This window comes from Enterococcus sp. HMSC072F02 (genome assembly GCF_001837725.1).
Lineage (GTDB): Bacteria > Bacillota > Bacilli > Lactobacillales > Enterococcaceae > Enterococcus_B > Enterococcus_B lactis.
Window position 1 is genome coordinate 131,712 of record NZ_KV833976.1, and the last position, 23,426, is coordinate 155,137.

Genomic DNA, 23,426 nt, shown 5'->3' on the forward strand with positions numbered 1-23,426 from the left:
TCCGTCGCGTTTAGCCACTTCGCTACTCCTCCGAAAGGTTTGTATCAACCTGACTTAGTTATAATACCTAATTTTCCAGATTTTTGCAACCCTTTATTGAAAGTTTTTTTGATATTTTTTTATTCGTGCAGATTCCAGTGACGAATCACTGTTTCTATCGCGTTTTCAAGACTTTTTTCTTTTCCAAAATCTTCTTCACCAAAGAAAATTTCATATTCTTTTGGTCCATAGGCTAAAATTTCACCAATCATTTTTTTTCCTATAAATAACTGAGTGACTTCATAATTCTTACCTTTGATATCTTTTTTTACTTCTTCGATACGTACTTCAATATCTTTATTTTTTTTTGACATCATTTTCACCTCTCAGACATTTTATCATATTGCAGCCAATAAAACATTCCTTAGGCAAAAATCTCTTGTCCATTTCATCTTCTTTTATGCAAGAAGTGACTTCTCTAAAGCTTTTAATTCTCCCCTTGACCTATAGCGATATAGTTGGCCGCTGCGCCTACAAGGTTAGCATCGTTTCTGTATTCACACAATAGGATCTGTGGCTCGAAATCATGCAGGTCGAATTGATCTGTCAACTTCTTCATTCTACTTTGGATCTCATCGATGAGCCCATCCTTTGCAGAAACGCCACCGCCTAATACGATAACTTCCGGATCGAATGAAAATTGGATACTGAATAAACCTTTTGCAAGGTACGTATAAAAGCTCTCAACTTCTTCTTTTGCTATTTCATCCCCAGTTTCTGCTAATTCAAAGACGTCTTTTCCGGTATAAGTATTCTTATCGACTCCTTTGCGTTCACAATACCGCCAAGCCATCTGTACGGCTGTACCAAGTTTACTAAATGTCTGATCGCCCTCTAAGAACATCAAACCGAACTCTCCACCATAAAGATGTGCACCTTTATTGATTTGGCCTTTCGTGAACATCGCCCCACCAATCCCAGTTCCTACCACGACAAAAGCAACATCTTGATAATCACGAGCAGCTCCTTCATAAAACTCAGCCATTCCGGCACAGTTGGCGTCATTTTCAATCGTTACCGGAAGTTGAAACAAAGTTTCCAAATCTCTAAAAATATTAAAGCCATGAATATAAGGGATCGCACTGATTCCCTCAATTACCTGTTTCTCATTATTCACTACTCCAGGTGAGCTGATCCCAATTCCTTCAATCTCAAAAGAAAGACACATGTCTTTATAGACTTGTAATAATTGCGCTTTCATCTCTTCCCAAGATTCGGGCGTTGCAAATTGGCCCTTGCCTTTGACATCTTTACTATCCCAACAACCATATTTGACAGCCGACCCGCCAAAATCAAAAACTAATATCCCCATAAACATATTCTCCTTTTTGCTTGCTAAAGCTATTGTAATGTATATGTTTAGTATTTGAAAGCATTTTCTCGGATCACAAGTCTATTCGTTAAAGCTGGTTTTGTGTAAGTGAATTGCTAAAATCACTTGATCTCGCAAATGTTCTCCGTTCTCAAAAATCGGTTTAGAATAATGATGGATAAAATAGTCTTTGACTCGACCAACCTCCACATAGCCCATTTTTTGATAGAGATGTAACGCAGCACTGCTAGTACTGCCGGTTCGTATGATGATCTGAGTTTGACTGGAAGCGAGCTGTGAAAGCTCCTGAAAAGCTGTCTCAAGGAGTTTCCCACCAATCCCTTTTCCTTGATGCGAAGGTTCTACAGCTACGTTAACGATTTCGAATTCTTTTTCCCTTACTATATAGATCAGTATACCTATTGTTTTTTCTTTTTCTTTCCATATCCAGCCGTTCCCCTTTGAAACATATACCTGAACTTTTTCTTTATCAGGATCTGCATCTAATAACAAGGACCATGGTAAATCTATCTTATTGAGTTCTTCGATCATTTTTGACCTCCATATATGTAGTCATGAAGTCGTTGCTTTGATAGTCACTCTCTCTTTTCTTTATTGCCCAGTACTCCCCGTATTTTTCACAATCTTTTTTGACGGTGTTCAAAATCCAGCGCTTCGACAATAACTCACAATTTTGCAAAATATGGGAAGCTATTTTCCAAATTATTTCTTTATTGTTCAGTGCTACCCGTATTTTTCACAACCTTTTCATAATCTGGTTCTTTTTTATCTTTCTTATTTCTCGTTAATTGAAAGGTCAAAGGTACATAGTCAATACCGCCTTTGACAAAGGGATGACAGCGTAAGATCCGAGCCGTTCCCATTACCGTCCCTTTTAGCGCACCATGAGTTTGAATTGCTTTTATCATATAATTAGAACAGGTTGGATAATAGCGGCAACTAGGAGGAAATGCAGGCGAAATAAAGCGCTGATATCCTCTAACTAAATAAATCAATATCTTCTTCATCAACTAGATTCCTTCTTTTCTTTTACTAAAAAAAGGGATCGCGACTAAAGTCAACGTTCCCTTCTGTTTTCTTTTATCCTATGCTGCTTCATAGCTCATTTCCTATCGACTAGAACCACCGTAATTAATTATCAATGAAAAAAGTCTCGAATATGAATCCACAAGCTTGGTTGAAATACTTTAAATGGATTGCCACCACCGATGACGCCATATCCAATCATCGTTCCGGCTACAAAAAGAAGGATAAGTAATAAGATCACCACTAAAATCTTTATCAGAGTTAATAAGATATATCGTTGGTTACTCATTCAGCCACTTCCTTATGCAATCGTTTGTGCTGTTTTTTCAGCAGGAGTTTGATCCATGTCTACACGTTCAACATCTGCACCTAATTTTTGTAGTTTGATATGGAAGTTATAATAGCCACGATCTAGATAATTCAAGTTACGGACACGTGTGATTCCATTTGCTTTCAAGCCAGCTAAAACTAATGCTGCTGCTGCACGCAAGTCTGTTGCATACACTTCCGCACCTTGCAATTCATGGTTTCCATCCATGATTGCTACATTTCCATCGATTTTGACGTGGGCGTTCATACGGCGCATTTCTTCTAAATGTTGGAACCGATTTTCAAAAACTGTTTCAGTTACTACGCTTGTACCTTCTGCCACTAATTGGATGGCTGTCATTTGAGCTTGCATATCTGTAGGGAAACCAGGATGAGGCATCGTTTTTACATCTGTAGGTAAGATATGTTTTGGTCCGATGACACGGATTCCGCCTTCTTCTTCAATGATTTCTGCACCCATTTCGATCAATTTAGAAATCAATGGGCGGTTATGTTCAGAGATAGCATCAGCAATCAGTACATTGCCTTCTGTCATTGCAGCAGCGACCATAAAGGTACCAGCTTCGATACGATCTTGTACGATTGAATGGTTGACTGCATGTAAATGATCAACGCCTTCGATACGCATTGTTTCAGTACCCGCTCCATAGACATGAGCACCCATTTTATTTAAAATATTTGCTAAATCAACGATTTCTGGTTCGCGAGCTACGTTTTCAATGATGGTTGTTCCTTTTGCTTTTACGGCAGCCATCATGATATTTTGAGTAGCACCTACACTAGGAAAATCTAAATAAATCGTGTTACCGATCAATTCATCTGCAATTGCTTCAATATAGCCGTTTTTTTGAATAATTTTTGCTCCTAAAGCTTGAAATCCTTTTAAATGTAAATCGATTGGGCGTTTACCAATCGCACATCCACCAGGCATAGCCACTTTTGCATGTCCATTTCTAGCAAGTAGCGGTCCCATCACAACGATTGAAGCACGCATTTGACTAACATATTCATAAGGCGCTTCGATCTCTAATTGTCTTGAAGCGTCGATTGTTACTTGATTCTTTTGTTCATCAAAATCTACATCTACATTTAAGTAACGAATCACTTGATTCATAGTGAAGACATCAGAAAGAATCGGAACGTTGTCTAATGTCGTAATACCTTCTTCTGCTAACAAACTGGCAGCTAAAATAGGCAATACAGCATTTTTAGCTCCTTCAATTCTTACTGTTCCATTTAATTGATTGCCACCTCTTACGATGATCTCTTCCATGTTGTTGTTCCCTCCAAAAAATTCCAATGAGCATACACTTACTCAAAATCTTTTCTATTATAACACCCTTGCTTTTAAAATAGTACCTTTTTTTAAAATTTACAGGCTAACGAAAAGATTTCGGCATAAAGCGATAACTTCTAAGAAAAAATTACTTGCAGTGTACCCTAAAAAAATTGAAAAAAGTACGATTGCCATTCTAATTTGCGTATTATGCATTGGTCTAAAAAAAGTCTCAATGCGTAACGAACGTAAAGACCAGAAGGCTAAGTAGATAAACGCCAAATGACTCACGATTCGAAGTATCGCATCAATTCCGTATACTTGCATAATGACGTCCTTTCTAACAGTTGTTTTTATAATAACTAATAAAATGATAATACCATAAAATGTATAAAAGGAAAAACAAGTATACTTAAAAATAGAGGAATACCCTTACGTTTTTAGGAAATAAGGGAAAAAATATGCAAAAAAAGAGACTGAGACAAAAGTCTTGTCTCAGTCCTTTATTCTAAATAAACGGTGTTCTCCTGCCAACTCCTCGGTCACAAGTCACAATATTCATCAAACATGAGAACCTGTTTTTTTTAATTTGTTCCTTGTGACCTCGGAGCTGAATGGCAGGCTCACGACCTCTGATACACGGATAAACATCCGCTTCTCATTTTATGAGTGCTTAGATACTTTAATACGATTGATTGCTCGATGCAACGCAACAGTTGCCCGCTTCAATTCGTTCGTATCTTGTTTTGCTTTTGCTTCTTCGATCTGGCGTTCTGCACGTTGTTTTGCACGTTCCGCACGAGATACATCGATATCCCGTTCACGTTCCGCACTATCAGCAACGATTGAAACAACATTATCACGCACTTCCATGATTCCGCCATTCACAGCAATCCAATCGACATGGGTATCTGAATCTGTCCGTTTTACACGAACTTCATCAATCGTCAAAGGAACGATGATCGGTGCATGTTTAGGCAAAATCCCAAGCTCACCAGCTGTCGTACGTGCGACGACGATAGCTGCATGGTGATCATAGACCAAACCGGCAGGAGTTACCACATTTACTGTTAAATATTGATCCATGGGGCACCCCTTTCTAGTAGCCTAGTGTTTTCGCTTTTTCTACGACGTCTTCGATTCGGCCAACACTTCGGAAAGCTTCTTCAGGAAGATCATCGTATTTGCCTTCCAAGATTTCGCGGAATCCTTTCACTGTTTCTTCTACAGGAACATAAGAACCTGGAAGACCAGTAAATTGTTCAGCCACGTTAAAGTTTTGTGACAAGAAGAATTGGACTCTGCGGGCACGAGAAACTAACACTTTTTCCTGATCGGATAATTCATCCATACCTAAGATAGCAATAATATCTTGTAATTCGCGATATCGTTGCAATACGTGTTGGACTTCTGTTGCTACTTTATAGTGTTCTTCTCCCACGATTTCAGGTGCTAAAGCACTTGAAGAAGAAGCCAATGGATCTACCGCTGGATAAATCCCTTGTTCTGTTAATTTACGTTCCAAGTTGGTTGTCGCATCCAAATGGGCGAATGCTGTTGCCGGCGCCGGGTCAGTGTAGTCATCGGCTGGCACATAGATGGCTTGGATCGATGTAATCGAACCTTTTTTCGTAGATGTGATACGTTCTTGCAATTGACCCATTTCTGTTGCCAATGTTGGTTGATAACCAACCGCAGAAGGCATCCGTCCTAACAAGGCTGATACTTCAGATCCAGCTTGAGTGAAACGGAAAATATTGTCGATGAACAACAGTACATCTTGGCCTTCTACATCACGGAAATATTCTGCAATCGTCAAACCAGTTAACGCAACACGCATACGTGCACCTGGTGGTTCGTTCATTTGACCGAACACCATGGCTGTCTTTTCGATAACTCCTGAATCTTTCATTTCATAATACAAGTCATTACCTTCACGAGTACGTTCACCAACACCGGTAAATACAGAAATACCACCGTGTTCTTGGGCGATATTATGGATTAGTTCTTGGATCAGTACGGTTTTACCAACACCGGCACCACCAAATAGTCCAACTTTCCCACCTTTTAAATATGGGGCAAGCAAGTCGATAACTTTGATCCCTGTTTCCAAAATTTCTGTACTTGTACTTAATTCGTCAAAGGCTGGTGCTTTTTTATGAATTTCGCTTCTTTCCGCATCTTCTGGGAAAGGTGTTTCTAAATCGATCGTATCTCCTAGTACGTTGAATACGCGACCTAATGTTTCTTTACCTACAGGAACAGAGATTGCTTTGCCTGTATCAATGACTTCCATTCCTCTTTGTAAACCATCTGTTGATTCCATTGCAATGGTTCGGATCACTCCGTCCCCTAATTCTAATGCTGCTTCAAGAACAACTTTTGATTTATTTTCGTCATTTTTATAAACAACTAATGCGTTGTTGATATCTGGTAAGGATTGGTCTAAAGAAAATTCCACGTCGACAACGGGACCGATTACTTGAACAATCTTGCCTGAACTCATCTTTTTTCCTCCAATCTCAATACTATTCTAGTGCCGAAGCTCCGGCAACAATTTCGGTAATTTCTTGGGTAATAGCCCCTTGTCTTGCACGGTTGTAAGAAACCGTCAGCTCATCAATGATATTAGCAGCATTATCAGTTGCTGTTTTCATTGCTGTCATACCAGCAGCATGTTCTGCTGTTTTGGCGTCAACGATCGCACCGTAGATCAAACTTTCAGCATACTGAGGCAATAACTGAGACAAGATTTCTTCTTTTGAAGGTTCAAAAATATATTCTTGTTCGAAAGTCGTTGCTTCTTCTGGATCTAAGTCTGAGATTGGCAGCATTTTTTCTACACGAAACTGACTAGTTAGCGAATTGATATGATGGTTATAACATACGTATAATTCATCGAATACTTCGTTTTGGTACATAGTTGTTGCCATATTTACGATTTTGCGGACTTCATCAAAGCTTGGCTGATCAGATAAATTGCGCAGCTCATATGCTAGGTTGATACCGCGTGCTTTAAAGAAGTCTGCACCAGTTCCGCCAATTGCGATCATCACGTAATCATCGGGTGATTGGTGGTCTTCTTCTAAAATAGACATCGTTTGTTTCAATATCGAACTGTTATATCCACCGACCAGACCGCCATCTGCAGTGATGACGATATAACCGGTTTTCTTCACAGGACGGCTGAGCAACATGCTGTTGTAATTGATATCCCCTCTAGGATTTTCTGAGGCAATATCATTTAACTGAGTAGCAGTCAAATGCGTAACGATTTCTCTTACTTTTGTTGCATAAACCTGAAACTTCTGTGAAGAAGCTTCAGATTTTGTCAACTTAGAAGCAGACACCATCTGCATTGCCCGCGTGATTTGGCTCGTTTTTTTTGTTGAAGCGATACGTGTCTTGATTTCATTTAATGAAGCACCCATTCATCTCACCTCACTATGCATTTTGAATGGATTTCAATTTATCTTCTGTAGAGGAATTATTTCCTTTTGTAGCTAAGAACATGTCTTTATATTCCTGAATCGCACTGTTCAACGTTTCTTCTTCTGGAAGATCTTTTGTTGTACGGATTGTTTCAAAAATATCTGAATGATTGGTATCCAGATATTCGAATAATTCATGTTCGAAGTCTAAAATACTGTCTACAGGGATACTGTCCAAGAATCCATGTGTCAAGGCATACAAAATCACTACTTGTTTTTCAACAGCTAGCGGTGCATGCAGTTTTTGTTTCAAGATTTCTACTGTACGGCGTCCACGATTTAGTTTTGCTTGTGTTGCCGCATCCAAATCAGAACCGAATTGTGTAAATGCTTCTAATTCACGATAACTTGCTAAGTCTAGACGTAAAGTCCCAGCAACTTTTTTCATTGCTTTGATTTGCGCAGAACCCCCTACACGAGAGACAGATAGTCCGGCATCAACCGCTGGACGAGTACCTGCGTAGAACAAGTCGCTTTCTAAGAAGATTTGTCCGTCAGTGATTGAAATAACGTTTGTTGGGATATAAGCAGAGATATCTCCAGCTTGCGTTTCAACAAATGGCAAAGCAGTCATTGAACCGCCGCCTAGATCATCACTTAATTTTGCTGCACGTTCTAATAAACGTGAGTGCAAGTAGAAAACATCCCCAGGATAAGCTTCACGACCTGGTGGACGGCGAAGTAGCAAGGAAAGTTCACGATAAGCAACAGCTTGTTTTGAAAGATCATCAAAAATGATCAATACATGTTTACCATTGTACATGAATTCTTCACCCATTGCAGTACCAGCATATGGTGCGATATAAAGCAATGGTGCTGGTTGAGACGCACCGGCATTCACAACGATTGTGTAATCCATTGCGCCATATTTTTTCAATGTTTCAACTTGTGTACGAACTGTAGAATCTTTTTGTCCGATTGCTACATAGATACAGATCATATCTTGGCCTTTTTGGTTGATGATCGTATCGATCGCAATAGAAGTTTTCCCTGTTTTACGGTCACCGATGACTAATTCACGTTGTCCGCGTCCGATTGGCACAAGGGCGTCGATCGCTTTTAGCCCTGTTTGCATTGGTTCGTTAACAGATTTACGTTGCATAACGCCTGGTGCCATCGCTTCTACTGGACGAGCTTTGTCAGTAACGATTTCACCTAGTCCGTCGATTGGTTGACCTAGCGGATTGACTACCCGACCAATCAAGGCCTCTCCAACTGGAACTTCCATGATCTTACCTGTTCGTTTTACTTTATCTCCTTCACGAATGGACTCGAAATCGCCAAGGATAATGATACCTACATCATTTGACTCTAAGTTTTGCGCCATTCCGTATGAGCCGTTTGAAAATTCAAGCAACTCACCACTCATCGCGTTTTCTAAACCATGTGCACGAGCGATCCCGTCACCTACATAAGTTACGGTACCGATTTCTTCGACTGAAAGCACGTTTTGATAATTTTCAATTTGTTCTTTAATCAAGGCACTAATTTCTTCTGCTTTGATGGCCATTCGATTCACCTACCTCTTTGTACTATCTATTTAATTGATTACGCATTTTTTCTAATTGCGTGCGAATGCTTCCGTCGATTACTCGATGGTTGGCTTCAACAATCGCGCCACCAATAATAGAAGAATCAACGATTTGTTTTAATTCAACTGATTGATAGTCCATTGTTTTTGCAACATTCTTTTCTAATTGTATTCGTTGTTCGTCTGAAAGTGGGACTGCTGTTGTGACACTTCCCAATAGTAACCCTTGATGTTCATCATATCGACGTTCATATTCTTCGATCATGAACAAAAGGTCATCCATTCGGTTATACTCATAAACAACTTCTAAAAAGTTTTTAACGATCCCATCATAACCGCTGACAAGCTTGTCCATGATTTCTCGTTTTTCATGAGGTTCTAGACGAACATCACTTAACATATTTCCTAATCCAGGTACTTGTTCATAGATTTGACGTAAACTTACGAGATCTTGATAGATTTCTTCTGCTTGATTTGAATCGATCGCCAGTTCAAATAAAGCTTTCCCGTAACGTCTTCCTACTGTATATTTATCTAGTTTCATTTGAAGAACCTAGACCTTCAATGTATTGATTGATTAATGATTCATGCATTTCTGGAGATAATTCTTTGTTCAAGATTTTTTCCGCGATTTGAAGAGAGAGTTCTGCAACGTCGTCTTTTACAGAGTTTAGCGCTGAATCACGTTCTACAGTGATATCAGCTTGGGCTTTGCTTTTTAGACGAGCTGCTTCTTCTTGAGCATCCTTCAAAATATTTTGGCGGCTTAATTCTCCACTTTCTTTCGCATTTTTGATGATATCAGCTGCATCAGAACGAGAGGCTAACAATTGTTGTTCGCGTTCTTGTTCCATTTTCGCTGAGTTGATGCGAGATTGTTCTGCAGAATCTAAATCATTGGCGATCTTGTCTTCACGTTTTTTCAAAATATCGCTGATTGGTCCCCAAGCAAAGTGCTTCAAGAGAGCCAGTAGTATCAAAAATGAGCCGCTGACAACGATGATATTACCTAACATCGCATTGCCAACTTCTGCAATTGCCAATTGATTCAGCATAGGCGAGCCTTCCTTTCTTTGGAGTATTTCTAGTTTCCATGTAAAAAAGCAGTAACAAACGATGTTGTTTCTGCCTTAATACTGATTCAATTAAACAGCAAAAACTAGAATCAAGGCGATAACTACCCCTAAGATAGGAACAGCTTCAACTAGAGCTACCCCGATAAACATTGTTGTACGGAATTGACCAGACATTTCAGGTTGGCGAGCCATTGATTCGATTGTTTTAGAGATAACTTGACCGTTACCATAACCGGCTCCGATTGCTGCTCCCATGATTGCGATTGCTGCTGCGATATAATTCATAATTGTTTTCCTCCTAAAATAGATAAATAGTAGTTTGTTTTTTAACCGAGTATTATTCTTCTACTTCAATCTTATGGCTCATATAAACCATTGACAAAGTAACAAAGACAAATGCTTGGATGCTCCCAATAAACAAGGAGAACGCGATCCAGACCATCTCTAATGGAATTGCTAATGGTAATGAGAACCAGCCTAAGCTTGTCATCATTTTTGCAATCAAGGTTAGCAAAACTTCCCCCGCATATATATTCCCATAAAGACGTAAAGCAAGTGTTAATAAGTTTGTAAATTCTTCAATCAGTTTCATCGGAAACATAAAACTATAGGGTTTCAAGAACGAATTTACGAAATATCCTTTGAAGCCTAACTTTTTCACCCCGAATAAGTGAGTAAGTAAGATCATTATAAATGCCAGAGTTAAAGTAACAAACGGGTCTGCTGTCGGGCTTTTCCAAAGTGTTGTTTCGTTAGGTAAGACGATTTTTGTTACTAAACCGATGTTGTTTGCAACAAAAACAAATAAAAACAATGTAAATGCCAACAAATGGAAATTGCTCAATTCTTTTCTAGGCAGATTATCTGTTACGATTCCTCGACTAAAATCAATGACCCATTCTATCGCATTTTGTTTGCCTGTTGGTTTCAACTTAAGATTTCTTGTAAAAAAGTAAGCTAAGAAGAAAACAATCAAACAGGTCAGTAACACCATTATACAAACTGTACCATCAAACCAAATTGGTCCAATGTGGAACGTTAGCGAGCGTTCATCCAATCCATTTCACCTCTTTTCCCCGAAATTCACATAAAATCAATTAATGTGCGTATCTGGTTTTTTCCAATCGGTTTCTAACCACACGGTATCATACCACCATGAAACAGAAAATTCAAAACATTTTCATGAAAATTAGACACTTTTTTATTTCAGTCAAAAACGAAGCGAATTTTTCCCCATGCACGGTGCTCCTGATCTAAGAAAAAACCTGTGATAATCATGTTTTATCAGATTAAATGCTAACAAATTTTATCATTAAGTAAAAGCAAAAGCACCGAATATGCGAAAAAGGATAATGAAATTATCTAGAGAAATTTTTTAATGTTCGATCAATTTGTCGATCGATATCTTTTCGTTTCAAATCTTCCCGTTTATCATACGATTTTTTCCCTTTTGCCAGACCAATCAATACCTTGGCATAGCCGTTACGAATATAGACTTTTAAAGGAACAACAGTGATTCCCGTGTTTTTCAATTCGTTTTCAAGACGAACGATTTGTTTCTTGTGCAATAATAATTTTCTCGTGCGCAACGGATCATGATTAAAAATATTTCCTTGTTCATAAGGACTGATATGAACATTATGCAAGAAAGCTTCCCCGTTGCGGACGCGAATAAATCCATCTTTCAGATTGATCCGGCTGTTTCGTATCGACTTGATCTCCGTTCCTTGCAAGACCATCCCTGCTTCCATCGTGTCGATGATCGAATAATCATGGCGAGCTTTCTTATTTTGTGCAATTAGTTTTCCCTCGCCTTTTGGCATAGCTGTTTCCTCCAACTCATTTTATTTTTTCTTTTTCTTCTTTTTGACACCTTTGTAAAATGGCTTTTTCCCTTTTTTCTTACCGAACGTTTGCTTACTATCACTATATCGTTTGTTCTTCTTGCCATTTTTTTCTGAGCGTTTGCCTGCTTGTTTTCCTTCTCGTTTTCCAGATTTTCCATTGCGTGATTTTGGACGTTCCAACGCAGTGACCTCTTCTGCGGAAACGAGTTCAAAATCCACTGCTCGTTCATCTGGATCAGCTTTGACTACTTTTACGCGCACTTTTTGTCCGATTTTAAAAGTCAGACCGGTTCTTTCACCAACAAGTGCTAAATGATTTTCAATAAAATGGAAGTAGTCTTGTTTCAATTCATTGATATGGATCAATCCTTCTACTGTATTCGGCAGTTCGATAAACAGTCCGAATTTCACAACAGAGCTGATGATCCCGTCGAATTCTTCTCCCACTTTGTCCATCATGAATTCTGCTTTCTTCATCGCATCTACTTCACGTTCTGTTTCTACTGCGCGACGCTCCATCTTAGAACTATGATCTGCGATTTCAGGAAGTTCCTCAGCCCATAAACTTTGAATGCTTTCACTTTTATCTTGGCTATAGGAACGGATCAGCCGATGGACGATCAGATCGGGATATCGTCGAATAGGAGATGTAAAATGTGTGTAGTAATCTGCTGCTAAGCCATAATGTCCAAAATTATCTTCTGAATAGCGTGCTTGTTGCATACTTCTTAGCAACATAGTATTGATAACTGCTGCTTCTGGTTTATCTTCTACTCCTTCGATCACATGCTGTAAATCTTTTGGTGTAATCGTTCCTTTCGTTCCTCGTACCAGAATGCCCAAAGCTGAAGCAAAATCAAAGAAGCGCTGCATTTTTTCTTCTTTTGGCTGTTCATGGATTCGATAAATAAACGGAAGATTTAATTTATTATAATGTTCAGCTACTGTTTCGTTGGCGGCAAGCATAAAGGATTCGATCAAGCGTTCACCTATCCCTCTGCTTCTTAGCTGGATGTCATTTGGATGTCCTTCAGCATCAACAAGGATCTTCGCTTCACGATCCTCAAAAGAAATCGCTCCACGTTTGATTCGCATCGTTTCAAGGATTCGATGCAATTCACCCATTTCTTGGAACATAGGCACGAGCTGAGCATAGCGTTGCATCGTTTCTTCATCTTGATCTTCTAAGATTTGATTGACAGCTGTGTAGGTCATCCGTTCTGTTGTTTGGATCACACTTGGAAAAATCTCATGTGAGACAACTTGTCCATTTGGATCGATCTCCATTTCACAACTCATGGTGAGTCGTGGAACATGGGGATTCAATGAACAGATACCATTGGATAAACGTTGTGGGATCATCGGAATCACTCGATCGGTCAAATAGACACTTGTTCCTCTTTCGTATGCTTCTCTGTCCAGTTGACTGCCTTGCGTCACATAGTAAGATACATCTGCAATGTGTACTCCAAGAAAATAATTACCATTTTCTAATTTTTTTACCGTTACTGCATCATCTAGATCTTTTGCATCTTCTCCATCAATTGTAACAATGAGCTGATTTCTTAAATCTCTGCGTCCAACAATATCCGTTTCGCTGATCTGGTCTGGAACTTCATCTGCCTCAGACAACACATCATCAGGAAATTTTGTAGGAATACCGTTAGCCACGACAATCGAGAGGATATCCATGCCAGGGTCATTCTTATGACCAATCACTTGCTTGATTATCCCTTCTAAACTAGTCGCATACCCTTTTTCAGGGTAATGGGTCAGTTCGATCAGTACAATACTTCCGTCAACTGGACGAACTCCCTCTGCCGCTGCATACACTTTGAATTGGTTAAGCTTTCTATCTTTCGGGATGACCACACCATAAAGATCCGTTTCCTGTATCTCTTCGTCTGAATAAGCAACAAATTCTCCGGCTAACTGAGTAGTCGCTCGGTCTCGAATCTCCACTACTTTTCCCTCTGCTCCGCGATCCATATCTGTATTTGCTCGCTTCATGATATCAATTGCTACGGTATCCCCATCCATTGCAAAGCCAGTCGCTTCTTTTGGGATATAGATATCATCTTCTTCGGGATCAATCGTTACAAATCCAAATCCTCGTTCATTTGCCCGAAATGTCCCTTCGACCAAGATTGGTTTTAAAGGAAGTTTCACTTTTCCTTTTTTATTGAAAACGATACTCTGTTCTCTTTCCATTTGAGCAATCGTTTGTACTAGTAATTTAAAATCATCGCTTTTTTGAAAGCCTAGACCTTCAGCGATTTCTTCCATAGAAAAACTATGTTTGCGACTGCTTTCCATGAAAAAGAGAATTTTCTCTTTTATTGTTTCTTTTGTCATATTTATTCCTCATTCCAAGGTAATTTTTCTAAAAATTCCAACACGTCTTTTTCTAATTCGCGTCTTGCTGTGCCAACTGAAATCACATGACCGCTTTCAGGATACCATTGAAGTGTCACCCGTTGGCGGCTCAATTTGCGTGCCGTTTCAAATACACCATTTGGGTCAATCATTTCATCTTTCCCAGCTTGAGCTAAAAATATCGGCTGTTGGATATCTGATAGTCTACTTTCTGCGATTGCTGCTTGGTCTTGTATATCCATTAATTGATGTTCAGCTAACGAGCGATAAGACACTGCTTTTTCATTGATTTCTTTTTCAGATTTGCCTGCTATCTTCAGCACTTGACGTACATATTTTTCAAAATTTTCAGGCACGTTTGTTTTTACAGGAGACAGGGGCGAACAGAAAAAACCGCCGCCAATTACTGATTCTTCTTCTAGTGCCCGTACAGCAAAGATGCCACCCATCGATAGTCCCAATACGGCAATATCAGAAAACTGTTCAGACTGTAAAAAATGGATGGCTTTTTTAGTATCTGCCCACCAGATTTCTGCTTTTTCTTGCAAGATATCATATGGCTCCATCGTTCCATGTCCTTTAAATAGCGGCGCATAGACTGTATAATCTGCTTTTTCTAAAAACCGTGCGAGCATCCGGACATCATTTGGACTTCCTGAATACGCATGAAGCAGCAAAACTGCTCGTTTTCCATGTTTTGCATAAAGGGGTTTTGGTAATTGTTTCACTCGTTTCACCTCTTTCGCCTCATTTTACCATAGTTTCTTTCATAACTTCTTCTTAAGCGTTCTCTTTGCAATAAAAAAAGCCGCCCGCCGTTGTGCGAGAGGCTTATTCGACTACTTCGAAGATAAAAATGCTAGGACAAATAATAAGATCATCCAGACAGCTCCCATGACTGCAGTTGATCGCTGCATGACAGCTTCAAAGCCGCGAGCTTTTTGTTTGCCGAATAGTTGATCCGCACCGCCGGTAAATGCACTCGCTGCACTATTTTGCTTGCTTGGCTGCATCATAATCGCAATGACCATAACAATTGATAAAACGATCACGATTCCCAAAATTAAATTATACATATAGCAGCCTCCTTCCCAAAAGATATCGTCTCTTTAACTTTATCATAGATAAAACTCCGTGACAACTCTATATAAATGGAAAAACAGCTGAAAGTGCAAAACTTTCAGCTGTTATTATTATGATTGGCGTAAGACGTCATGATATTCTGGTTTCTTCTCAAACTCTTTTTTTGCGTAAGGGCATAAAGGGATGATCTTTTTCCCTTCACGTCTTGCTAGTTCTACTCCAGTATACACTAGCTTTTCAGCTAATTTTTGACCACGATATGCTGGATCGACAAATGTATGGTCAATGATCATGATGTCTGGCCCCGCATCCGACCATGTCATTTCTCCGATTTCTTGTTGCTCATCATTGAATAAAGCAAGACGATTTTTTTCCTCTTTGATTTCCATATGCCGCACTCCTCAAATAACTGATATTTTTTTATTCCTACCTTATTTTAACAGTCTCCTGGTCTATAAACAATTATTTATCCTCGGATTGCTTACAAAAAGGAAGAGGAAATCAATCCATCGTTATTCTTTGTTCAATAAATGAAAAAATCACTGTCCAATAGGTCTTCGGATCTTTCATCGATGCTTCCAAATGTTCTGCTTCTGGAACAAGCAGTAATGCTTTATCCCCTGCCGTAGCGTTTTGAATCGTGTATGCTGCTTCTGTAGGAACAAAATGATCTCTTTCACCATGGATGACTAACAAAGGCAAATGGTTACTACCAAGCTGTCTTGTAGCTGATGCTTGCTTTAAAGAATAACCTGCGTATTTCTGAGCATAGTGATTCGCATATCTCATGATCATTTTTTTAGGAAAGACCGTGATTTTACTTAACATGTACCGAAATTCCGCATAAACAGAAACATATCCGCTGTCTAAGATAAATCCTTTGACTGCAGATGGAAGCTTTTCACCACTTGCCATCATAATTGTAGAAGCGCCCATTGAACCCCCGTGCAAAATAATGGATGCATCTGGTTGTTCATCTAAGATGAGTTGGATCCATGCAATTAAATCTAGCCGGTCTAGCCATCCCATTCCGATGATTTCTCCTTCACTTTCTCCATGCGCACGTAAATCGGGTATAAGAACGTTGAATCCTTTCTCTGCATATCTTTTACCTATATGAGACATATCTCTTTTCCCTGTACTTCGATAATCATGTACACAAATGACCCATTTATTCTGCTGAGTTGGTTGGATGAACATCTGTCCAGCTAGTTTCAACCCGTCATAGCTTTTGATCGTTTTCGGTATTCCTTGTTCCCAGAAGCTTTCACACTCTTCTTCTAATTTTTGTCGCTTTTTTTCTACTGACGTGACTGCAGCAGGATCCATCAAGCGGTGCCCAGTGTCTTCATACCAGTCATAGCCTCTCTGAACTCCCGCTCTTACTAATTTCTTTGCATAAAAATAAGAAAGAAAATGGTAACTGATTCCTATAATTATCAGAATAAGAATGAAATAAAAAATAACCATCGTACACCCGCCGCTTTCTGCCAAACTATAATCTATTTATTATACAATATACCGATCAATAGGATTCTTTTTCTTCGGCACACGTAAATTCCATTTCCTTTTCATTGTATCATTTACTTAAAGTTCTTCTCAATAGATTTACTTGTAAGAGAGCATTTACATTCACAATAAAAGCCAGTATACTAATTTCGTGCATTATAAACAAGACGCTCGTCTTGGACTGGTTCGGAAACTTCCCAGAATAAAAAACTAAGTATCTCTAAAGAAAGGAGATTGGAAATAATGCGAAAAGTAATTATTGATTGCGATCCAGGGATCGACGACACTTTAGCTTTATCACTAGCTGTCAAATCCCCTGATATCGAAGTAGTTGCTATTACCGTTGTTTGCGGGAATGTCCCTGTAGATATCGGTACGCAGAATGTGCTGAAATGTTTGGAACGCTGTGATCGTTTAGATATTCCTGTTTATCAAGGAATGGAAAAACCTTTGAAGCAACCTTTCATTAGTGCGCAAGACACTCATGGGTTGGATGGATTAGGGGACACAAATTTCCCGATGGTCTTAGCAAAACAGGCAGAATCGCTCCATGCAGTTGATTTTCTGGCTGATTATTTCAAAGAAAAAACAGATACATCAGTCATTGCTTTGGGTCCTTTGACCAATATCGCTTCTGCTTTGAAAAACAACCCATCTGTTGGAAAACATATGGATCGTTTTGTCTCAATGGGCGGAACTTACAAAAGCCATGGTAACTGTTCACCAGTTGCTGAATACAATTACTGGTGTGATCCTGAAGCAGCTTCTTATGTATTCGAGAAGCTCAAACAACCGATAGAAATGGTTGGGTTAGATGTGACAAGAGAAATCGTCTTGACACCGACTATCCTTGAATATTGCTGCCAAATGAATCCTGAAGTGGGAGAGTATCTAAAAACGATCACTCGTTTTTATTTTGACTTTCACTGGAAACAAGAAAGAATCTTGGGGTGTGTCATCAATGATCCGTTAGCTGTTGCTTATTTTATCGATGAGTCCATCTGTGAAGGCTTTAAAAGCTTCACTGCTGTAGAAACTGAAGGACTAAGTCGTGGACAAACATTGGTTGACCGTTATGAATTTTGGCAGAAACCTGCTAACAGTAAAATTATGACAAAAGTAGATACTCTTCTTTTTTTCCAAAAGTTTTTAACCGTTCTTTTAAATGCACAAGAAGAAACGATTATGAAAGATTTGGAAAGGTTAAAGATGGGCTGACAAAATGAATAAAAACAAGATGGCAACTCGCGTACTTACAATGATGGCTTTGTGTATTGGGATCAATTATGTTGGAGGAACGATTGCTTTATGGCTTCGTTTGCCAATCTATCTAGACTCTATTGGAACGATTTTTGCTGGCGCGTTACTTGGTCCCATACCAGGAATGTTGACAGGACTATCCAGTGGGGTATTAAGCGGGGTGACTACAGATATTTTTTCACTGTATTATTCACCGATCCAAATCCTCACAGGTTTGTTGGCTGGATTGATTTTACCAAGGTATCTCAACAAAGATAAAAAACGTTTGAAACTCTTATTACTCGCTTTGATTTTGTCTGTACCTGGAACGATTGTCTCTTCGATCATTACCGTTCAGTTATTTGGCGGAATCACTTCCTCAGGATCTAGCATGATCGTCCAATTGTTACATGGGTTAGGTTTCGATCAAACCATCAGTGTGATCTTGGTACAGGCGGGCACAGACTACCTTGACCGTCTGCTATCTATCGTCGTTGTTACATTAGTCATCACTATGTTGCCGCAGCGCTTGATATATTCCAAGAAAAAAATAGGATGAACAAACAGAGCCAAATGAGCAAAAAGTTGCTCATCTGGCTCTATTTTTCATCGATTAAAAAAACTTACGCTAAGTAAGATAAAATAATGGCTTGATATTTTTCGATCATATCTAAATAATTATCGAGCTCGACATACTCATCTACTTGATGAGGCAAAGTAACGACACCAGGCCCAAAGACGACAAAATCGAAGGAGTGGTCAGCTTTTGTAAATTCGGCTGCATCTGTGGTTGCTGCCGCTCCAACTAAAGGTAATGGCTGACTGAATTGTTGCTGAATGCAATGAATCAAAGGAGAATCTGGATCAGCTTTGACAGGTATTTTGTTGTAATCGATCGTCAATTCCAAATGGTAGTCTGTCTCTTGATTCAATTCCTTGACGATTGATTGCAGTAATGTAATGATTTTATCATTTGGATATTCAGGAATCGATCGGATATTCCCTTGAAGCTGCGCGTGGCTCGGAATGCTGTTTACTTGATTGCCACCGCTGATCAACGTGACATTATGGATTGTTTTTCCTAAGACGGGATTCTCGATTGTTTCAGCGAGGTAATTCATTTCAGCATTTGCTTTCGTAATGAATTCATTTAGATGATTGATCGCATTATAGCCTTGGTCTGGCATAGAGCTATGCGCTTCTTTTCCGTGCGAGATGACCGTATAGTTGATTGATCCCATGTGTGTGTACATCAAACTGTAATTAGTTGGCTCTCCGATGATCAAGGCATCTAAGTCATCCACATAGCCTGCTTTCGTGAGCTGTTCCCCACCTAATTCACCCACTTCTTCTCCGACAGTGGCTAATAATTTGACTGTTCCGTTAAATGGTTTTCCTGACTCTTTGAGCTCGATCATGGCAATCACCATCGCCGCCAAGCCACTCTTCATATCTGTAGCACCACGTCCATACAAACGATTCCCATGGATTTCTGCTGCAAAGGGCGCATAGGTCCAAGACGATTCATTCCCCGCCGCCACGACATCCATATGACCAGATAGGCCTAACACTTTTCCTGATTGCCCTTTTTGGAATTGAGCAATCAGATTATCTCTACCATTACTGTAAGAAACGATTTCACCTATTATGCCATGTTTTTCCAAAATCTTATTCAAATAAGCTGCTACTTCGCCTTCGTTCCCATTCACTGATTTTATTCGGATGATCTCTTGTAAAATCGCAATTTTTTCTTCTTTTTTCATCTAATCTTCTCCTTTGCTGTTTCTTTTATTGTATTGGAGTGCACCTAGATTTACAAATAAGAGAGGCCACAGAAAAAAGGGCGTGACAAAAGCAGCGTCACATTCCCCTTTTCCAAGTAAATGGCTTTCCAATTCTTGCCTCTACGCTAGTAAATCCAACCAAGTAAAAAAACAAGAGAAGCTACTTCGTTGAACTGTTCTTCTATAGTCAAATCATTTTATTCCTCATCGTTGAAAATAAGAGTATCACATGATCTATAGCTACTCCTACTTACGTAATAACCACGTAGCCAATTATTTTCTTCAAGAGAGTAGTCATATTCATACACATACACACTATTCCTTACCATGAAAAAAATACTGACACCGCCTCTACCACTTTTCGTATCTTTCACCACTCTTGAAATAAAAATATCATAATCGGTTAATTGGTATTCCTCCTCTAATAATTGATACAGTGCTCGTGTAGCTATATGTTTCTTGATTGGAAATTGATAGAGCCATGTACCCCCTAACAGTAAACCTATCGAAATAAAAATCTTAGAACAGTAATTTCTTTTTTTAGAAATCCTCCTTCTCATCATCAATTCTCCCATGTTAAGATATGGATCGCTCTTTCATCAAAATAATCAGGAAGATCGTATGGCAAAGCAATAAGCGGCTGATACATCCCTCCTACTTGCACGGCAGCCGAAGCATACCAATAAGCTTGCCAGACGATTTTAGAACAGTAAGTCGGATCCATCCCAAAAATATTTGTAGTTATCCCATATTTATAATTTTTATCATTGTAATTATCTAAATTTTTTCATTTTTCTGTCTCCCTGTTCAAATGATTTTTATCGAAAGAGGAAGATTGCCAACCCCTTTTTGAAGAGAATCATCCTATCCGAGCGTAAAAGGATATGAATGAAACGAAGACTGCTTCCTCCTCTCTTATTGTTCTATCCTTAAAAGGTCCTATACGATGTTATCTCTTGATAACTGACTTTTTTCGATACGATTGTCTCGTATCGATATTTGTAAATATTATATACAGAAGCCAGTTACAAAAATAAAATTATGAGTTATTTTTAATAAATACGGATATTTATATAATAGGGTTTATATGATATATATAAATAAACAGTTGTATTATAATAATTTATGTACTCTCCCGATTTTTCTGTTCTTAAAAAAGAGATTTATTCATCAAATGATTTTCACAACAAAAAAACTCTCTACTTGCTGAAATCAGCAGGTAGAGAGTCTGATTACTTAACTAAGTGATCATGCTCGTCTATCTTTCAATCGGTCGATCATGTATCTTCATTAGAAAAGAATTATTTGTTTTTCAAGTTGTAGAAAGATTTCAAACCTTTGTATTCTGCAACTTCACCAAGTTGGTCTTCGATACGTAGTAATTGATTGTATTTAGCAATACGGTCAGTACGTGATAGAGAACCTGTTTTGATTTGACCAGCGTTTGTTGCAACAGCGATATCAGAGATTGTTGAATCTTCTGTTTCACCAGAACGGTGAGATACAACTGCTGTGTAGCCAGCTTCTTTAGCCATTTCGATAGCTTCGAAAGTTTCTGTTAATGTACCGATTTGGTTCACTTTGATAAGGATTGAGTTAGCAATTCCTTTTTCGATACCTTCAGATAATTTTTGAGTGTTTGTTACGAACAAGTCGTCACCAACTAATTGAACTTTGTCGCCTAATACGTCAGTTAATTTCTTGAATCCGTCCCAGTCGTTTTCGTCTAATCCGTCTTCGATTGAGATGATTGGATATTTAGAAACTAATTCTTCGTAGAATTTGATCATTTCGTCAGTTGTTTTTTCGCCTTCGCCTGAGTCAGCTAGTACGTAAACGCCTTTTTCTTTGTCGTAGAATTCTGAAGAAGCAGCATCCATAGCAAGAACAACGTCTTTACCAGGTACATAGCCAGCTTTTTCGATTGCTTCGATGATTACTTCGAAACCTTCTTCGTTTGAACCAAGGTTTGGAGCAAATCCACCTTCGTCACCAACAGAAGTTGCTAATCCGCGAGCTTTCAAGATTGAAGCTAATGCGTGGAATACTTCAGCACCCATACGTAGAGCTTCTTTGAATGTTGGAGCGCCAACAGGCATGATCATGAATTCTTGGAAGTCGATTGAGTTATCAGCATGTGATCCGCCGTTGATGATGTTCATCATTGGTGTTGGCAATACTTTCGTGTTGAATCCGCCTAGGTAGTGGTATAAAGGTACTTCTAGGTAGTCAGCAGCTGCACGTGCAACAGCGATAGAAACACCTAAAATAGCGTTCGCACCTAATTTACCTTTGTTAGGAGTTCCGTCTAAAGCGATCATAGCTTTGTCGATAGCCATTTGGTCACGAACATCGTAGCCAATGATTGCTTCAGCAATGATGTTGTTTACGTTGTCGACAGCTTTAGTTACACCTTTACCGCCATAACGAGCTTTGTCTCCGTCACGTAATTCAACTGCTTCGTATTCACCAGTTGAAGCACCTGAAGGAACCATTCCGCGGCCAAAAGCTCCGCTTTCTGTGTATACTTCTACTTCGATTGTTGGGTTACCACGTGAGTCTAAGATCTCGCGAGCGTAAACATCAGTAATAATTGACATGTTTTGTCTCTCCTTTGAGTTTGTTTTTTCCTAAGGGATTTCCCTCATATACGATTTTAGTTAATTTTGCTCATTAGTGCAAACATTTCTTGCATTTTTCGCAAATTTTCATCAATTATTTTACAGCGTCTAACAATGACAAGAATGAATCTGCTTGCAAGCTTGCGCCGCCGACTAAAGCACCGTCAACATTTTCTTTTGCCATGTATTCAGCAATATTTTCTGGTTTTACAGAACCGCCGTATTGGATACGAACAGCTTCTGATACTTCTTTTCCATAAAGTTTTTCAACTGTTTGACGTACAACACCACAAATTTCGTCAGCGATTTGTGCGTCAGCTGATTTACCAGTACCGATTGCCCAGATTGGTTCATAAGCAATCACCATGTTTGACACTTGCTCAGCTGAAAGATCAGCTAAACCAGCTGTAATTTGTCCTTCGATCCATTCAGCAGTTTTGCCTGCTTCATATGTTTCTAAAGATTCGCCACAGCATAAGATTGGTGTCATACCGTTTGCAAAGATAGCTTTTGCTTTTTTATTGATGTCTTCGTCTGTTTCATGGAAATATTCACGACGTTCTGAATGTCCGATGATCACATAGTGAACACCTAGATCAGCAAGAGCTGCTGGTGAAGTTTCACCAGTGAACGCACCTGAGTTTTCCCAGTAGCAGTTTTGTGCTGAGATTTTTAGTTCTGTACCTTCAGCTGATGTCATTAATTCTTGTAAGAATAATGCAGGAGATCCGATGACTGAATCAACCTTGTCATTTGAAGGGATTTTGTTTTTTACTGCTTCAGCAAATTCTTTTGCTTCGGATGCAGTTTTGTTCATTTTCCAGTTACCTGCGATAATAGGTTTACGCATTGAGGAACACACTCC

At 39.1% G+C, this 23,426-nt stretch carries 28 protein-coding genes and 1 riboswitch; of the genes, 2 read left to right on the forward strand and 26 right to left on the reverse strand.

Annotated elements, in window-relative coordinates; genetic code table 11:
- Positions 1-119: 119 nt before the first annotated feature.
- The 21 genes from HMPREF2731_RS12910 to HMPREF2731_RS13010 all read right to left on the reverse strand — a co-directional run bounded on the left by HMPREF2731_RS12910 (position 120) and on the right by HMPREF2731_RS13010 (position 16,878).
- Positions 120-356, reverse strand: coding sequence for a DUF2969 domain-containing protein (locus HMPREF2731_RS12910; RefSeq protein WP_002316425.1), 237 nt, complete (start codon positions 354-356; stop codon positions 120-122).
- Between the two features lie 110 nt (positions 357-466).
- Entirely contained in the window at positions 467-1,351 is an 885-nt protein-coding gene (locus HMPREF2731_RS12915) for an ROK family protein (RefSeq protein WP_002308583.1), read from the reverse strand.
- 81 nt (positions 1,352-1,432) lie between these two features.
- Positions 1,433-1,903, reverse strand: a complete 471-nt coding sequence (locus tag HMPREF2731_RS12920; protein WP_070873132.1) for a GNAT family N-acetyltransferase — start codon at positions 1,901-1,903, stop codon at positions 1,433-1,435.
- Positions 1,904-2,082: 179 nt separating this feature from the next.
- On the reverse strand, positions 2,083-2,379 hold the full coding sequence (gene yidD / locus HMPREF2731_RS12925; protein ID WP_002308581.1) for a membrane protein insertion efficiency factor YidD: 297 nt from the start codon (positions 2,377-2,379) through the stop codon (positions 2,083-2,085).
- 131 nt (positions 2,380-2,510) lie between these two features.
- The gene (locus HMPREF2731_RS12930) at positions 2,511-2,687 is read right to left on the reverse strand and encodes a DNA-directed RNA polymerase subunit beta (protein WP_002292789.1); all 177 of its coding nucleotides are present in this window, start codon (positions 2,685-2,687) and stop codon (positions 2,511-2,513) included.
- Positions 2,688-2,699: 12 nt separating this feature from the next.
- Positions 2,700-4,001, reverse strand: coding sequence for a UDP-N-acetylglucosamine 1-carboxyvinyltransferase (gene murA, locus HMPREF2731_RS12935; protein WP_070704330.1), 1,302 nt, complete (start codon positions 3,999-4,001; stop codon positions 2,700-2,702).
- Between the two features lie 99 nt (positions 4,002-4,100).
- On the reverse strand, positions 4,101-4,331 hold the full coding sequence (locus HMPREF2731_RS14680) for a DUF1146 family protein (RefSeq protein WP_002300479.1): 231 nt from the start codon (positions 4,329-4,331) through the stop codon (positions 4,101-4,103).
- A 336-nt stretch (positions 4,332-4,667) separates the two neighbouring features.
- Positions 4,668-5,090 (reverse strand): F0F1 ATP synthase subunit epsilon, encoded by a 423-nt coding sequence (locus HMPREF2731_RS12945; protein WP_002289005.1) that lies wholly within the window; start codon positions 5,088-5,090, stop codon positions 4,668-4,670.
- Positions 5,091-5,103: 13 nt separating this feature from the next.
- The gene (atpD, locus tag HMPREF2731_RS12950) at positions 5,104-6,510 is read right to left on the reverse strand and encodes a F0F1 ATP synthase subunit beta (protein WP_002289006.1); all 1,407 of its coding nucleotides are present in this window, start codon (positions 6,508-6,510) and stop codon (positions 5,104-5,106) included.
- Positions 6,511-6,532: 22 nt separating this feature from the next.
- Entirely contained in the window at positions 6,533-7,435 is a 903-nt protein-coding gene (locus HMPREF2731_RS12955) for a F0F1 ATP synthase subunit gamma (protein WP_002292792.1), read from the reverse strand.
- 13 nt (positions 7,436-7,448) lie between these two features.
- Entirely contained in the window at positions 7,449-9,005 is a 1,557-nt protein-coding gene (gene atpA / locus HMPREF2731_RS12960) for a F0F1 ATP synthase subunit alpha (protein WP_002292793.1), read from the reverse strand.
- 22 nt (positions 9,006-9,027) lie between these two features.
- Entirely contained in the window at positions 9,028-9,570 is a 543-nt protein-coding gene (locus tag HMPREF2731_RS12965) for a F0F1 ATP synthase subunit delta (protein WP_002292794.1), read from the reverse strand.
- Positions 9,557-10,081, reverse strand: coding sequence for a F0F1 ATP synthase subunit B (gene atpF / locus HMPREF2731_RS12970; RefSeq protein ID WP_002292796.1), 525 nt, complete (start codon positions 10,079-10,081; stop codon positions 9,557-9,559). The genes HMPREF2731_RS12965 and atpF overlap by 14 nt, the downstream gene beginning before the upstream one ends.
- A 90-nt stretch (positions 10,082-10,171) precedes the next feature.
- Entirely contained in the window at positions 10,172-10,387 is a 216-nt protein-coding gene (atpE, locus tag HMPREF2731_RS12975; RefSeq protein ID WP_002292797.1) for an ATP synthase F0 subunit C, read from the reverse strand.
- Positions 10,388-10,439: 52 nt separating this feature from the next.
- Positions 10,440-11,159 carry a F0F1 ATP synthase subunit A gene (gene atpB, locus HMPREF2731_RS12980; RefSeq protein WP_002300474.1) on the reverse strand — a complete coding sequence of 240 codons (720 nt, stop codon included), beginning with the start codon at positions 11,157-11,159 and terminating at the stop codon, positions 10,440-10,442.
- Between the two features lie 301 nt (positions 11,160-11,460).
- Positions 11,461-11,925: an SsrA-binding protein SmpB gene (gene smpB / locus HMPREF2731_RS14940; protein ID WP_002292799.1), complete on the reverse strand. Its 465-nt coding sequence runs from the start codon at positions 11,923-11,925 to the stop codon at positions 11,461-11,463.
- A 21-nt stretch (positions 11,926-11,946) separates the two neighbouring features.
- Complete coding sequence (gene rnr / locus HMPREF2731_RS12990; RefSeq protein WP_002342838.1) at positions 11,947-14,304, reverse strand: ribonuclease R; 2,358 nt, start codon at positions 14,302-14,304, stop codon at positions 11,947-11,949.
- Between the two features lie 2 nt (positions 14,305-14,306).
- The gene (locus HMPREF2731_RS12995; protein WP_176747863.1) at positions 14,307-15,062 is read right to left on the reverse strand and encodes an alpha/beta hydrolase; all 756 of its coding nucleotides are present in this window, start codon (positions 15,060-15,062) and stop codon (positions 14,307-14,309) included.
- Between the two features lie 102 nt (positions 15,063-15,164).
- The gene (secG, locus tag HMPREF2731_RS13000; RefSeq protein WP_002292802.1) at positions 15,165-15,401 is read right to left on the reverse strand and encodes a preprotein translocase subunit SecG; all 237 of its coding nucleotides are present in this window, start codon (positions 15,399-15,401) and stop codon (positions 15,165-15,167) included.
- Positions 15,402-15,518: 117 nt separating this feature from the next.
- A complete protein-coding gene (locus HMPREF2731_RS13005) occupies positions 15,519-15,797 on the reverse strand; it encodes a GNAT family N-acetyltransferase (RefSeq protein WP_002300467.1) in 279 nt (92 codons plus the stop codon).
- Between the two features lie 112 nt (positions 15,798-15,909).
- On the reverse strand, positions 15,910-16,878 hold the full coding sequence (locus tag HMPREF2731_RS13010; RefSeq protein ID WP_002292805.1) for an alpha/beta hydrolase: 969 nt from the start codon (positions 16,876-16,878) through the stop codon (positions 15,910-15,912).
- Positions 16,879-17,092: 214 nt separating this feature from the next.
- Positions 17,093-17,137, forward strand: a riboswitch (PreQ1 riboswitch).
- A gap of 23 nt (positions 17,138-17,160) precedes the next feature.
- Between HMPREF2731_RS13010 and HMPREF2731_RS13015 the strand changes: the two genes are divergently transcribed.
- Both HMPREF2731_RS13015 and HMPREF2731_RS13020 read left to right on the forward strand, forming a co-directional pair.
- Positions 17,161-18,135 carry a nucleoside hydrolase gene (locus HMPREF2731_RS13015; protein WP_070704333.1) on the forward strand — a complete coding sequence of 325 codons (975 nt, stop codon included), beginning with the start codon at positions 17,161-17,163 and terminating at the stop codon, positions 18,133-18,135.
- A 4-nt stretch (positions 18,136-18,139) separates the two neighbouring features.
- Positions 18,140-18,715: an ECF transporter S component gene (locus HMPREF2731_RS13020; RefSeq protein ID WP_070873136.1), complete on the forward strand. Its 576-nt coding sequence runs from the start codon at positions 18,140-18,142 to the stop codon at positions 18,713-18,715.
- A 64-nt stretch (positions 18,716-18,779) separates the two neighbouring features.
- On the opposite strand, the gene HMPREF2731_RS13025 is transcribed toward HMPREF2731_RS13020, so the two are convergent.
- The 5 genes from HMPREF2731_RS13025 to tpiA all read right to left on the reverse strand — a co-directional run bounded on the left by HMPREF2731_RS13025 (position 18,780) and on the right by tpiA (position 23,411).
- Positions 18,780-19,919 (reverse strand): ArgE/DapE family deacylase, encoded by a 1,140-nt coding sequence (locus tag HMPREF2731_RS13025; RefSeq protein WP_002313485.1) that lies wholly within the window; start codon positions 19,917-19,919, stop codon positions 18,780-18,782.
- A 218-nt stretch (positions 19,920-20,137) separates the two neighbouring features.
- On the reverse strand, positions 20,138-20,500 hold the full coding sequence (locus tag HMPREF2731_RS13030; protein ID WP_002346068.1) for a hypothetical protein: 363 nt from the start codon (positions 20,498-20,500) through the stop codon (positions 20,138-20,140).
- Between the two features lie 2 nt (positions 20,501-20,502).
- Positions 20,503-20,664: a hypothetical protein gene (locus tag HMPREF2731_RS15150; RefSeq protein ID WP_002292811.1), complete on the reverse strand. Its 162-nt coding sequence runs from the start codon at positions 20,662-20,664 to the stop codon at positions 20,503-20,505.
- A 577-nt stretch (positions 20,665-21,241) separates the two neighbouring features.
- Positions 21,242-22,540 carry a phosphopyruvate hydratase gene (gene eno / locus HMPREF2731_RS13035; RefSeq protein ID WP_002292812.1) on the reverse strand — a complete coding sequence of 433 codons (1,299 nt, stop codon included), beginning with the start codon at positions 22,538-22,540 and terminating at the stop codon, positions 21,242-21,244.
- Positions 22,541-22,655: 115 nt separating this feature from the next.
- Positions 22,656-23,411, reverse strand: coding sequence for a triose-phosphate isomerase (tpiA, locus tag HMPREF2731_RS13040; protein WP_002292815.1), 756 nt, complete (start codon positions 23,409-23,411; stop codon positions 22,656-22,658).
- Positions 23,412-23,426: the final 15 nt, after the last annotated feature.

What these genes read in the sequence shown, in the direction of transcription:
- HMPREF2731_RS12910 (WP_002316425.1), bottom strand. Translation starts at nt 356, where the DNA reads ATGATGTCAAAAAAAAATAAAGATATTGAAGTACGTATCGAAGAAGTA.
- HMPREF2731_RS12915 (WP_002308583.1), bottom strand. Translation starts at nt 1,351, where the DNA reads ATGGGGATATTAGTTTTTGATTTTGGCGGGTCGGCTGTCAAATATGGT.
- HMPREF2731_RS12920 (WP_070873132.1), bottom strand. Translation starts at nt 1,903, where the DNA reads ATGATCGAAGAACTCAATAAGATAGATTTACCATGGTCCTTGTTATTA.
- yidD (WP_002308581.1), bottom strand. Translation starts at nt 2,379, where the DNA reads ATGAAGAAGATATTGATTTATTTAGTTAGAGGATATCAGCGCTTTATT.
- HMPREF2731_RS12930 (WP_002292789.1), bottom strand. Translation starts at nt 2,687, where the DNA reads ATGAGTAACCAACGATATATCTTATTAACTCTGATAAAGATTTTAGTG.
- murA (WP_070704330.1), bottom strand. Translation starts at nt 4,001, where the DNA reads ATGGAAGAGATCATCGTAAGAGGTGGCAATCAATTAAATGGAACAGTA.
- HMPREF2731_RS14680 (WP_002300479.1), bottom strand. Translation starts at nt 4,331, where the DNA reads ATGCAAGTATACGGAATTGATGCGATACTTCGAATCGTGAGTCATTTG.
- HMPREF2731_RS12945 (WP_002289005.1), bottom strand. Translation starts at nt 5,090, where the DNA reads ATGGATCAATATTTAACAGTAAATGTGGTAACTCCTGCCGGTTTGGTC.
- atpD (WP_002289006.1), bottom strand. Translation starts at nt 6,510, where the DNA reads ATGAGTTCAGGCAAGATTGTTCAAGTAATCGGTCCCGTTGTCGACGTG.
- HMPREF2731_RS12955 (WP_002292792.1), bottom strand. Translation starts at nt 7,435, where the DNA reads ATGGGTGCTTCATTAAATGAAATCAAGACACGTATCGCTTCAACAAAA.
- atpA (WP_002292793.1), bottom strand. Translation starts at nt 9,005, where the DNA reads ATGGCCATCAAAGCAGAAGAAATTAGTGCCTTGATTAAAGAACAAATT.
- HMPREF2731_RS12965 (WP_002292794.1), bottom strand. Translation starts at nt 9,570, where the DNA reads ATGAAACTAGATAAATATACAGTAGGAAGACGTTACGGGAAAGCTTTA.
- atpF (WP_002292796.1), bottom strand. Translation starts at nt 10,081, where the DNA reads ATGCTGAATCAATTGGCAATTGCAGAAGTTGGCAATGCGATGTTAGGT.
- atpE (WP_002292797.1), bottom strand. Translation starts at nt 10,387, where the DNA reads ATGAATTATATCGCAGCAGCAATCGCAATCATGGGAGCAGCAATCGGA.
- smpB (WP_002292799.1), bottom strand. Translation starts at nt 11,925, where the DNA reads ATGCCAAAAGGCGAGGGAAAACTAATTGCACAAAATAAGAAAGCTCGC.
- rnr (WP_002342838.1), bottom strand. Translation starts at nt 14,304, where the DNA reads ATGACAAAAGAAACAATAAAAGAGAAAATTCTCTTTTTCATGGAAAGC.
- secG (WP_002292802.1), bottom strand. Translation starts at nt 15,401, where the DNA reads ATGTATAATTTAATTTTGGGAATCGTGATCGTTTTATCAATTGTTATG.
- HMPREF2731_RS13005 (WP_002300467.1), bottom strand. Translation starts at nt 15,797, where the DNA reads ATGGAAATCAAAGAGGAAAAAAATCGTCTTGCTTTATTCAATGATGAG.
- HMPREF2731_RS13010 (WP_002292805.1), bottom strand. Translation starts at nt 16,878, where the DNA reads ATGGTTATTTTTTATTTCATTCTTATTCTGATAATTATAGGAATCAGT.
- HMPREF2731_RS13015 (WP_070704333.1), top strand. Translation starts at nt 17,161, where the DNA reads ATGCGAAAAGTAATTATTGATTGCGATCCAGGGATCGACGACACTTTA.
- HMPREF2731_RS13020 (WP_070873136.1), top strand. Translation starts at nt 18,140, where the DNA reads ATGAATAAAAACAAGATGGCAACTCGCGTACTTACAATGATGGCTTTG.
- HMPREF2731_RS13025 (WP_002313485.1), bottom strand. Translation starts at nt 19,919, where the DNA reads ATGAAAAAAGAAGAAAAAATTGCGATTTTACAAGAGATCATCCGAATA.
- HMPREF2731_RS13030 (WP_002346068.1), bottom strand. Translation starts at nt 20,500, where the DNA reads ATGAGAAGGAGGATTTCTAAAAAAAGAAATTACTGTTCTAAGATTTTT.
- HMPREF2731_RS15150 (WP_002292811.1), bottom strand. Translation starts at nt 20,664, where the DNA reads ATGGATCCGACTTACTGTTCTAAAATCGTCTGGCAAGCTTATTGGTAT.
- eno (WP_002292812.1), bottom strand. Translation starts at nt 22,540, where the DNA reads ATGTCAATTATTACTGATGTTTACGCTCGCGAGATCTTAGACTCACGT.
- tpiA (WP_002292815.1), bottom strand. Translation starts at nt 23,411, where the DNA reads ATGCGTAAACCTATTATCGCAGGTAACTGGAAAATGAACAAAACTGCA.